The sequence below is a fragment of the Streptomyces sp. NPDC054863 genome (assembly GCF_053610825.1).
Genome location: NZ_JBSGZD010000251.1, coordinates 890 through 11,788, shown reverse-complemented (window position 1 = coordinate 11,788; position 10,899 = coordinate 890). Strand labels below are relative to the sequence as shown.

At 69.8% G+C, this 10,899-nt stretch carries 9 protein-coding genes and 1 riboswitch; of the genes, 6 read left to right on the top strand and 3 right to left on the bottom strand.

What is annotated here, in order from left to right; translation table 11 throughout:
- From ftsR to ACWGIG_RS30535, 4 genes are all read left to right on the top strand, one after another.
- Positions 1-526, top strand: a 526-nt coding sequence (gene ftsR / locus ACWGIG_RS30550; RefSeq protein WP_453324923.1) for a transcriptional regulator FtsR, incomplete at its 5' end; no start/stop codon positions are given.
- A gap of 65 nt (positions 527-591) precedes the next feature.
- The gene (locus tag ACWGIG_RS30545; RefSeq protein ID WP_185033262.1) at positions 592-1,065 is read left to right on the top strand and encodes a bifunctional nuclease family protein; all 474 of its coding nucleotides are present in this window, start codon (positions 592-594) and stop codon (positions 1,063-1,065) included.
- A gap of 220 nt (positions 1,066-1,285) precedes the next feature.
- Positions 1,286-1,894, top strand: coding sequence for a MerR family transcriptional regulator (locus ACWGIG_RS30540; RefSeq protein WP_453324922.1), 609 nt, complete (start codon positions 1,286-1,288; stop codon positions 1,892-1,894).
- A 44-nt stretch (positions 1,895-1,938) separates the two neighbouring features.
- A complete protein-coding gene (locus ACWGIG_RS30535) occupies positions 1,939-3,408 on the top strand; it encodes a DNA polymerase IV (RefSeq protein WP_453324921.1) in 1,470 nt (489 codons plus the stop codon).
- A gap of 566 nt (positions 3,409-3,974) precedes the next feature.
- Here ACWGIG_RS30535 and ACWGIG_RS30530 read toward each other — a convergent pair.
- On the bottom strand, positions 3,975-4,340 hold the full coding sequence (locus ACWGIG_RS30530; RefSeq protein WP_453324920.1) for a PRC-barrel domain-containing protein: 366 nt from the start codon (positions 4,338-4,340) through the stop codon (positions 3,975-3,977).
- Positions 4,341-4,467: 127 nt separating this feature from the next.
- Positions 4,468-4,565: riboswitch (glycine riboswitch) on the top strand.
- A gap of 199 nt (positions 4,566-4,764) precedes the next feature.
- Between ACWGIG_RS30530 and gcvP the strand changes: the two genes are divergently transcribed.
- A complete protein-coding gene (gene gcvP, locus ACWGIG_RS30525; RefSeq protein WP_453324919.1) occupies positions 4,765-7,653 on the top strand; it encodes an aminomethyl-transferring glycine dehydrogenase in 2,889 nt (962 codons plus the stop codon).
- Between the two features lie 126 nt (positions 7,654-7,779).
- On the opposite strand, the gene ACWGIG_RS30520 is transcribed toward gcvP, so the two are convergent.
- A complete protein-coding gene (locus ACWGIG_RS30520; RefSeq protein ID WP_362428633.1) occupies positions 7,780-7,977 on the bottom strand; it encodes a DUF5999 family protein in 198 nt (65 codons plus the stop codon).
- Positions 7,978-8,284: 307 nt separating this feature from the next.
- Positions 8,285-8,881, bottom strand: a complete 597-nt coding sequence (locus ACWGIG_RS30515; protein WP_453324918.1) for a hypothetical protein — start codon at positions 8,879-8,881, stop codon at positions 8,285-8,287.
- A 507-nt stretch (positions 8,882-9,388) separates the two neighbouring features.
- On the opposite strand from ACWGIG_RS30515, the gene ACWGIG_RS30510 reads away from it, so the two are divergent.
- Entirely contained in the window at positions 9,389-10,897 is a 1,509-nt protein-coding gene (locus ACWGIG_RS30510; protein ID WP_453324917.1) for a glutamate--cysteine ligase, read from the top strand.
- Positions 10,898-10,899: the final 2 nt, after the last annotated feature.

Below are 10,899 nucleotides of genomic sequence, written 5' to 3'. Positions count from 1 at the left end.
GGTGCTGCGCATGCAGCGTGACCACTACCTCCCGCTCAAGGTCATCAAGGAGCACCTCGCCGCGCTGGAGCGCGGCGAGAACGTCCAGCTGCCTTCCCCCGGCGGCCCGCGCGAGCTGCTCGAAGGGGCGCCGGAGACGGTGCCCGAGCGAGCGACCGTGGCCCGCCTCGGGCGGGACGAGCTGCTCGCCGCCGCCGAGGTGGAGGAGAGCGACCTGGGCGAGTGGGAGGCGTACGGACTCATCGCGGAGCTGCCGGACGGCGGCTACGACGCCGAGGCCGTCACGGTCGCCAAGCTTGTGGCGGATCTGGGGCGGTTCGGTCTTGAGCCGCGGCACCTGAAGGCGATGAAGGCCGCGGCGGACCGGGAGGCCGGGCTGATCGGCAACGTCGTCGCACCGCTGCGGAGGCACCGCAATCCGCAGACCAGGACGCATGCCGAGGCGACCACCAGGGAGCTTGCGGGACTGACCGTACGACTGCATGCGGCGCTGGTTCAGACGGCGCTGAGGTCCGGCTCGAACTGAGCCGTACTTGGAGTGAACAGGAGCCCGACTACCCAAACCGGTCGGGCACGTCCTAGGGTTGCTGTGTGAACGAGCTCGACGTCGTAGGTGTCAGGGTGGAAATGCCCAACAACCAGCCGATCGTGCTCCTGCGTGAAGTGGGAGGCGACCGGTACCTTCCCATTTGGATCGGACCGGGTGAGGCCACGGCCATCGCCTTTGCCCAGCAGGGGCTGGCACCCGCCAGGCCGCTGACGCACGACCTTTTCAAGGACGTGCTCGAAGCGGTCGGCCAGGAGCTCACCGAAGTGCGGATCACCGATCTGCGGGACGGGGTCTTCTACGCCGAGCTGGTCTTCGCCAGCGGGGTGGAGGTCAGTGCGCGGCCGTCCGACGCGATAGCGCTGGCGCTGCGCACCGGGACGCCGATCTACGGCAGTGACGGGGTGTTGGACGACGCGGGGATCGCCATTCCGGACGAGCAGGAGGACGAGGTGGAGAAGTTCCGCGAGTTCCTCGACCAGATCTCGCCGGAGGACTTCGGCACCAACAGCCAGTGAGCTGCTGCCGGCCGTGAGCTGCGGCCGGTGAGCCGCGCTCCCCGGCCGGGCCCGCCGTTTCCCGGAGGATTTCAGCGCATTCGAGAAGTCTTTCCCCGATGAGAGGCACGGGAAACCACTCTCAGGGTGATTATCACTCGGCGTGCCGAGTGTGGCGATCGTTGACGCACCCCGGGTGACTGCCTACCGTCGACAAGGCAGGTCAAGGACGGAGGTCGGCGTGAGAATCAGCGGCGACGGTACGGCGACGGGCGGGCCGTATCCGCTCGGCAGTTCGGCCGACCCCACAGCAAGTCAGCACACCCTCGCGGCGGCACAGGCCGCTACCGGGGTGACCGAGACGGTTGGGTACCGGGGGCCCACCGCATGCGCGGCGGCCGGTATCACGTACCGGCAATTGGACTACTGGGCGCGCACCGGGCTCGTGGAGCCGAGTGTGCGGCCCGCCTACGGGTCCGGGACGCAACGGCTCTACAGCTTTCGTGACGTCGTTGTCCTCAAGATCGTCAAGCGGTTCCTGGACACCGGTGTCGCGCTCCAGAACATCCGCGCCGCCGTGCAGCACCTCCGGGAGCGAGGCTTCCAGGATCTGGAGCGGATGACGCTCATGAGCGACGGGGCGACCGTCTACGAGTGTGTCTCGCCGGACGAGGTCGTCAGCCTGTTGCAGGGCGGCCAGGGGATCTTCGGGATCGCCGTGGGCGTGGTGTGGCGGGACGTGGAGGCGGCTTTGTCGCAGCTGCACGGGGAGCGCGTCGACACGGGCGAGACGCTGGTCGGGAACAATCCGGGGGACGAGTTGGCGCGCCGGCGGAACCGGGCCGGCTGACGCCCTTCGGCCGATTGTCAGTGGCGTAGGGCAGCATCGGTGGTGTGAGGATCGCGCCGACCATTCTGCATCTCGACATGGATGCCTTCTTCGCCGCCGCAGAGCAGGCGGCGAAACCCAGCCTGCGCGGGAAACCGGTGGTCGTGGGCGGGCTGGGGCCCCGTGGGGTGGTCGCCACCGCTTCGTACGAGGCGAGACGCTTCGGGGTGCATTCGGCGATGCCGATGGCGCAGGCTCGCAGGCTCGCGCCGAACGCCGCCTACCTGGTGCCGCGCTTCTCGCTCTACCGGACGGTGAGCGAGCAGGTGATGGAGTTGCTGGGGCAGCTGTCGCCCCTCGTGGAGCCGCTCAGCATGGACGAGGCGTTCGTGGACCTGGAGGCGGGCGGGACGGCCGCCGACACCGAGTCCGCGCGGGAGGTCGGCGAGCGGCTGCGGGAGCGGATCAGGGAGGTCACCGGGCTGAGCGGGTCGGTGGGGCTCGCGGGCTCCAAAATGCTGGCCAAGATCGCGTCCGAGCAGGCCAAGCCGGACGGGCTGGTGCTGATAGCCCCGGGGACCGAGCGGGAGCTGCTCGCGCCCATGTCCGTGCGGATCCTGCCCGGGGTGGGACCCGCGACGGGGGATCACCTGCGGCGGGCCGGGATGACGACGGTGGCCGACCTCGCGGCGGCGGGCGAGGACGAGCTCGTACGGCTGCTGGGGAGGGCGCACGGGGCGTCGCTGTACCGGATGGCCCGGGGGATCGACGACCGGCCCGTGGTGGCGGAGCGGGACGCGAAGTCGGTGTCGGTCGAGGACACCTTTGACGTGGATCTGCACGACCGGGTGCGGGTGCGGTCCGAGGTGGAGCGCCTGGCGGAGCGGTGTGTGCAGCGGCTGCGGGCTGCGGGACGGTCGGGGCGGACCGTGGTGCTCAAGGTGCGGAGGTTCGACTTCTCGACGCTGACGCGGTCGGAGACGCTGCGAGGGCCGACGGACGACACCGGGGTCGTGCGGGAGGCGGCTGCACGGCTGCTGGAGGGTGTGGACACGACGGGTGGGGTGCGGCTGCTGGGCGTGGGGGTGACGGGGCTGGCGGACTTTACCCAGGAGGACCTTTTTGCGCAGGCGGCGCAGGCCGCGCAGGTTGCGCGGGAGTCGGGGGAGGGCGGGGAAATGGCGGCTGGGGTTGATGCGGGGGAGGGGGATTTGGGGCGTACCGGGTTGGCGGATTCTGCGGGGGAGGGTGTTGAGGAGGCAGGGGCGGAGGGGGAGAGGGCCGGGGGTGAGGCCGGGGGCGACGGGGGTGAGCCGGTTGCTGAGCGGCGGTGGCATGCGGGGCACGACGTGCGGCATGCGGAGTACGGCGCGGGGTGGGTGCAGGGCAGCGGGGTGGGGCGGGTGACGGTGCGGTTCGAGGAGCCGGGGTCGCCGGGTCCGGGGCGAGTGCGGACCTTCCGGGTGGACGATCCGGAGTTGGAGGTGGCGGAGCCGTTGCCGTTGGTGGGGGTGCCGGGGGACATGGGGCCTTAAGGAGGTGGGTGGGGCAGCCTGGGCCTTCGGCGGCGGAGGGCGATGGAGGGGCTGGGCGTCGGCGCGGGTGGGGAGCGTCGTGCGGGTGCGGGTGCGGGTGCGGGTGCGGGTGCGGGTGCGGGTGCGGGTGGTGGGGTGTGCGGGGGTGTGGGGGTGGGCGTGATGCGTGCGGGGGGTGGTGGGTCTGTGGTGCGGGTGGGGCGGGTGTGATGCGTGCGCGGTGCGGTGGGGGTGGTGGGTCTGTGGTGCGGGTGGGGCGATCGGGGTGTGGTCGGACCTGGATGAGCTGAAGGCGTACTGGCAGTGCGGTGCGGGTGGGGCGGGGGTGATGCGTGCGTGGTGCGGTGGGGTAGTGGTGATGGGGGGATGGGGCCGTGGGGTGGGGGTGGGTCTGTTCGGAGTGAGGGTGCAGGTGGGTCCGCCGGGTCCGTGAGCTCCCGCCATGCTCTCGGTTTCGGTTGAGGGGGCGGTCCCGTCAGGCTCTCGACCCCGTGCGGGTGGGGGAGATCGGGCTTGTCCCAGGTGGAACGCATGCCCGCAGCGTGGGGGTGCCGTGGGGGTGGCGGTCAGGATTCTCCGTTGGCCAGGGTGCCGAAGTCTTTGTCGGGGGTGGTGGGGGGCGGGGAGTTGAGGCCGTAGTGGTGGTAGAGCTGGAGTTCTTGTTCGGGGGAGAGGTGGCGGCCTACGCCGAAGTCCGGGGCGTCTCTGATCAGGGACTTTTCGAAGGGGATGCGAAGGGTGTTGCCCACGAGGCTGCTGGGTTCCAGGGGGACGAAGGCGTCGCGGGTGAAGAGACCGGTGCGGACGGCTGCCCACTCCGGGATGCCCGTGGCGTCGTCCAGGTAGACCTCGTCCACCGTTCCGATCTTGGTGCCGTTGCGGTCGAATGCTTTGCGGCCGATCAGGCTGCGCGGATCGATGTCGGTCTGCACGGTCGGTCCCTTCAACTGGTCGCAACTGCTGTGTGAACCCCGTAAAACATACGAAAGAGCAGAATTGAGAGCCTGGCCACTCGAGGGATTGCGGCGGGAGTGCGCTGGTAGGCTGGCCGATGGCTGCTGACCCTGTGCGGGAGAGTCCTCCGAGGTGGATTTCGGAGGCGCCGAAGGAGCAACTCCTCCCCGGAATCTCTCAGGCCCCTGTACCGCACGGACGAGGTCACTCTGGAAAGCAGGGCGGGTGGCGGGCACGGCACAGGCCGGTGCGTGATCCTTCCTCACCGACGGTGAAAGTCGGAGCTCCGTACGTGGTGCTCCGGTGAAGCTCTCAGGTTGAGATGACAGAGGGGGAGGCCGTCCGGGTACCCGTGCCGTGGTGCCCCTCGCAGGTCGTGTCAGACCAGGAGGCCTTCCGCAGATGACCGCCAACCGTCGTATTGCGCTCGCAGAGCTTGAGCGTGGAATCCCCTTTGAGCAGCGTCATATCGGACCTGATGGTGAAGCGCAGGCCAAGATGCTCGCGCAGGTCGGGTACGGGTCGCTGGACGAGCTGACCGCCGCTGCGGTGCCTGACGCGATCAAGAACGCCGAGGCGCTGGGCCTGCCGGACGCGCGGACCGAGGCCGAGGTGCTGGCCGAGCTGCGCATGCTCGCCGACCGCAACCAGGTGCTGGCCCCGATGATCGGTCTCGGGTACTACGGGACGTTCACTCCGCCCGTCATCCTGCGGAACGTGATGGAGAACCCGGCCTGGTACACGGCTTACACGCCCTACCAGCCGGAGATCTCGCAGGGCCGCCTTGAAGCGCTGCTCAACTTCCAGACCATGGTGGCCGAGCTGACCGGGCTGCCGACGTCGGGCGCTTCGCTGCTCGACGAGGGCACCGCGGCGGCCGAGGCCATGTCGCTGGCGCGGCGGGTCGGCAAGGTCAAGAAGGGAGTGTTCCTCGTCGATGCGGAAACGCTTCCGCAGACCATTGCCGTGATTCAGACACGGGCCGAGCCGACGGGTGTGGAGGTTGTCGTCGCCGACCTCGCGGGAGGAATCCCGGCCGAGCTCGCCGAGCGCGGTGTGTTCGGTCTGCTGCTGCAGTACCCGGGCGCCTCCGGTGTCGTACGGGACATCAAGCCGGTCATCGACCAGGCGCACGAGCTGGGCGCCATCGTCACCGTCGCCGCGGATCTGCTGGCGCTGACGCTGCTGACCTCGCCGGGTGAGCTGGGCGCCGACATCGCCGTCGGTACGACGCAGCGATTCGGTGTGCCGATGGGCTTCGGCGGACCGCACGCCGGGTTCATGGCCGTACGCGAGAAGTTCGCGCGCAGCCTGCCGGGGCGGCTCGTGGGCGTGTCCGTGGACGCGGACGGAAACAAGGCGTACCGGCTGGCGCTCCAGACGCGTGAGCAGCACATCCGCCGCGAGAAGGCGACCAGCAACATCTGTACGGCGCAGGTGCTGCTGGCCGTCATGGCCGGGATGTACGCCGTCTACCACGGCCCCGAGGGGCTCAAGGGGATCGCGCGGCGGACGCACCGCTACGCGTCGATCCTCGCCGAGGGGCTGCGGGCCGGTGGCGTCGAGGTCGTGCACGGGGAGTACTTCGACACGCTGACCGTACGAGTGCCGGGCAAGGCCGCCGAGGTCGTCGCCGCCGCGCGGGACCACGGGGTCAATGTGCGGCTGGTGGACGCAGACCTGGTGTCCGTGGCGTGCGACGAGACCACTGCTCGGGCCCAAGTGACCGCGGTCTGGGCCGCGTTCGGGGTCCAGGGCGACATCGAGGCGCTGGACGCGGCGGTCGGCGAGGCGCTGCCCGAGGCCCTGCTGCGCACCGACGACTTCCTGACCCACCCGGTCTTCCACCAGCACCGCTCCGAGACGGCCATGCTGCGCTACCTGCGCAGGCTCGCCGACCGCGACTACGCGCTGGACCGCGGCATGATCCCGCTCGGCTCCTGCACCATGAAGCTGAACGCGACGACCGAGATGGAGCCGGTGACCTGGCCGGAGTTCGCCCAGATCCACCCCTTCGCGCCGATCGAGCAGGCCGCCGGCTATCTGACGCTCATCCGTGAGCTGGAGGAGCGGCTCGCCGAGGTCACCGGGTACGACGCGGTGTCCATCCAGCCCAACGCCGGTTCGCAGGGTGAGCTGGCCGGGCTGCTCGCCGTACGGGCGTACCACCGGGCCAACGGCGACGAGCAGCGCACCGTGTGCCTGATTCCGTCGTCCGCGCACGGCACGAACGCCGCGAGCGCGGTCATGGCCGGGATGAAGGTCGTCGTGGTGAAGACCGCGGACGACGGCGAGGTCGACGTCGAGGACCTGCGGGCCAAGATCGAGCAGTACCGGGACGAGCTGTCGGTGCTGATGATCACCTACCCGTCCACGCACGGCGTCTTCGAGGAGCACGTCGCCGACATCTGCGCGACCGTGCACGAGGCCGGCGGTCAGGTGTACGTCGACGGCGCCAACCTCAACGCGCTGGTGGGCCTCGCCAAGCCGGGCAAGTTCGGCGGCGACGTCAGCCACTTGAACCTGCACAAGACCTTCTGCATCCCGCACGGCGGTGGCGGTCCCGGCGTCGGCCCGGTCGGTGTGCGCGCGCACCTCGCGCCGTACCTCCCGAACCACCCGCTCCAGCCGTCGGCAGGACCGGAGACGGGCGTCGGCCCGATCTCGGCCGCACCGTGGGGCTCGGCCGGCATCCTGCCGATCTCCTGGGCGTACGTACGGCTCATGGGTGGCGAGGGCCTGAAGCGGGCCACACAGGTGGCGGTGCTCGCCGCGAACTACATCGCGAAGCGTCTTGAGCCGCACTTCCCGGTCCTCTACACCGGTCCGAACGGCCTCGTCGCGCACGAGTGCATCGTGGACCTGCGCCCGCTGTCGAAGGCGACGGGTGTGAGTGTGGACGACATCGCCAAGCGCCTCATCGACTACGGCTTCCACGCGCCGACCATGTCGTTCCCGGTCGCAGGGACGCTGATGATCGAGCCGACGGAGAGCGAGAACCTCTTCGAGCTGGACCGGTTCTGCGACACGATGATCGCGATCCGCGGCGAGATCGAGAAGGTCGCGGCGGGCGAATGGCCGGCCGACGACAACCCCCTGGCGAACGCCCCGCACACCGCTGCCGCGCTCGGTGGCGAGTGGACGCACGCGTACAGCCGTGAGGAGGCAGTCTTCCCGGCCGGGGTCTCGGCGGCCGACAAGTACTGGCCGCCGGTGCGCCGGATCGACGGTGCCTTCGGTGACCGCAACCTGGTCTGCTCCTGCCCGCCGATGGAGGAGTACGACAACTGACGGGTGCCGCCCGGCGGTTGACATGCGTGGGGGCCGGTTCGGAGTGGAAGCTCCGGGCCGGCCCCTTCGTCGTACGTCATTCTGCGTGGTGCGTGTGGCGGCTGTCTCAGCCTCTGCGCGGATCGCCTAGGCAGCGGTGGCCACGTCCAGCGGGCGGTGCGGTGCGATGATCTGCCCGTTCGGCAGCAGCTCGCCGGTGTCCTCGAAGAGGAGGACGCCGTTGCACAGCAGGCTCCAGCCCTGCTCCGGGTGGTTCGCCGTCGGACGGGCGGCCTCCCGGTCGGCTGATTCGGCGGTCGGGCAGGATGGCTGGTGCTGGCACATGGATGGGTTCTTTCGCTGCGTGGTGGTGGTGAAGGTGTCACTGCGGCTTGAATCGGTGTTCATGGCCGCCCCCGTATCAGTTGGTCCGGTTCCAGTGTTGCCCTACGGGCGTCGATCCGCAGGGATTTCACGGCAGCACTACTCACTGATTGAGGACGCATCACCCGTGCGGACGGTTCAGCTCAACTGCCCCCTCTCTTCGGGTGGTTCGGGGTGACCCGGGCGGGCTAGTCCGGATGGGTCACATGGGCACGGCGGCGCCCCGCGCCTCCGTGCGGGGAGGGCGGGGCGTCCGTACGGAGGACGGTCAGGCGGGCTGGCCGAGGAGCGGGACCGAGGGGACCGGGTTCAGTCGCAGGGTGAGGAGGGGCAGCAGGTCGGCGGCCTTGCAGGGGTGGTGCGGGGCGATGCCGGGAGGGGCGGGGGCCAGCGGCACCAGGATGTCGGACGGGGCAGGGGCGCCGGTGGAGGCGTCGGCGGTGGGGTCGCCGTGCAGCCACAGGGTCAGCATGTACAGGGCGGGAATGGACAGCAGGCGCGGTTGGTAGGCCGCGGCCATGCCCTCGGCCTGGCGCAGCGCGCGCTCGGTGGAGCTCAGGTAGGGGCCCTCGCAGAAGTGGGAGAAGGTCCAGCCGTCGGGGGTGAGCACGGTGTCGGCCGCGGCCACCGCCCGGTCGCCGTTGCGGATCAGGAACCGCCACCCGGTGAGGCGGGTACGGGGCGGCCGGGCGCCTCCGGTGATCTGGTCCAGGACGTGGACGGGGAGGGGGAGTTCGGGAGTGAGCGGCCCCTGGAGGGAACGGAGGGCCGGGGTGCGGGCTTCGGCGACGGCGGTGGGGGAGCCGAGTGCCGCGAGAACGCTGCGCAGGGCGGGCGCGGGAGCCGGGGGTACGTGCAGCGGCATGGTGGGTCGCCTCTCGCTCTGGGAGACATGGTGAAGCCTGGGCGGTGCGGACGGCGCTGTCAGCGGTGCGGGGCCGGAGGGGGCCTGGGGCGATGGCCTGGCGTCAACTCTCCGCCTCGTTCGCGGAGTTTATACGACACGTGTTCACACGGTGTTTCGTCTAGTCGTCGTAGATATGGCCCGCAAGGCAGTATTCGGCCCTGTGGAGAGGGCATTCAGTGAGGGAAAGGTCCCGATTCGGGGCGCGAAATGCAGGGCGCTTCCAGGGCATTTTCGACAGAGGTGGTCGGCTGGAACTCATCGGCATTTTTGACCACTTCCGCGCGGCTGGTAAATGCGCCCTGCACCATGCCCGCGGAATGTGCCCGCCGGAATTCGCACCGAGGGTACTGCGTACCGGTCGCGTGCGGGGCGTTATGGATCAGTCCGCCGGGGCATCATCGACCGTGAACCACAGGACGCAGTGGTCGTTGCCGCGGGCTGCCCCGGCTGAGGAAGGACGCTCCGATGGGTGAGAAGGTCGTGGCAAACGGATTCGACCTGGTTGACCGGCAGAAATACCGGCACAAGCTCCACGAGTGTCTGGCGGGGCTCGCGAGGCTCCTGGACGAGAAGAAGTTCGACCGGCCGAAGAATCTCATGGGGCTGGAGATCGAATTGAATCTCGCAGGGCCAGACGGGCTGCCGAAGATGATGAATGCGGAGGTGCTGGAGCGCATTGCGAGCCGGGATTTCCAGACCGAGCTCGGGATGTTCAACCTGGAGGTCAACATTGTTCCGCACCGGTTGGGCGGGCGCGTTCTCGATCAATTGGCGGAAGAACTGCGGACCGGTCTGGGCTATGCCCACCGGAAGGCCGCCGAGGTCGACGCGGGAATCGTGATGATCGGCATCCTGCCCACGCTGGGGCAGGGCGACCTGGTCCACGCGAACCTCTCGGACGTGGACCGCTACGAGCTGCTGAACGAGCAGATCGTGGCGGCCAGGGGTGAGCCCTTCCAGCTCGACATCGAGGGTGTCGAGCGCTTGACCTGCAACTTCGAGTCGATCGTGCCCGAATCGGCCTGTACGTCCGTGCAGTTGCACCTCCAGGTGACCCCGGGACGCTTCGCCGACGTGTGGAACGCGGCGCAGGCGGTCGCCGGGGTGCAGATCGCCGTGGGAGCCAACGCGCCCTTCCTGTTCGGGCACGAGCTGTGGCGGGAGTCGAGGCCGCCGCTGTTCACCCAGGCGACGGACACCCGGTCGCCGGAACTGATCGCGCAGGGGGTGCGGCCGCGGACCTGGTTCGGCGAGAAGTGGGTGGACTCGGCGTACGAACTCTTCGAGGAGAACCTGCGCTACTTCCCGGCCCTGCTGCCTCTCTGCGACGAGGAGGAGCCGCTGCGGGTGCTGGACGAGGGCGGGGTGCCGCAGCTCAAGGAGCTGGTGCTGCACAACGGGACCGTGTACCGGTGGAACCGGCCGGTGTACGGGATCGCCGACGGCGTGCCGCACCTGAGGGTGGAGAACCGGGTGTTGCCGGCGGGGCCGACCGTGACCGACGTGATCGCGAACGCGGCCTTCTACTACGGGCTGGTGCGGGCGCTCGCCGAGGACGCAAGGCCGGTGTGGCGGCGGATGGCGTTCGCGGACGCGGAGGCGAATTTCGACGCGGCCTGCCGGTACGGGATCGACGCGGAACTGGTGTGGCCACGGGCGGGGCGGGGCGCGGGTACGCAGAAGGTGCCGGCGGTGAAGCTCGTACGGGAGGAGCTGCTGCCGCTGGCCGCGGCGGGGCTGGACGCCTGGGGGGTGGAGGCGGCGGACCGGGACCGGTATCTCGGGGTGATCGAGGAGCGCTGCCGGAGGAAGGTGAACGGGGCTTCCTGGCAGGTGGACACGTATCACAGGGCGTTGGAGGCGGGGCTGGGGAGGGAGGCGGCGCTGGCGGCGATGACCCGGAGGTACGGGGAGCTGATGCATTCGGGGGAGCCGGTGCATTTGTGGGGGGTGGGGTTTCCGGGACGGTCGTGAGG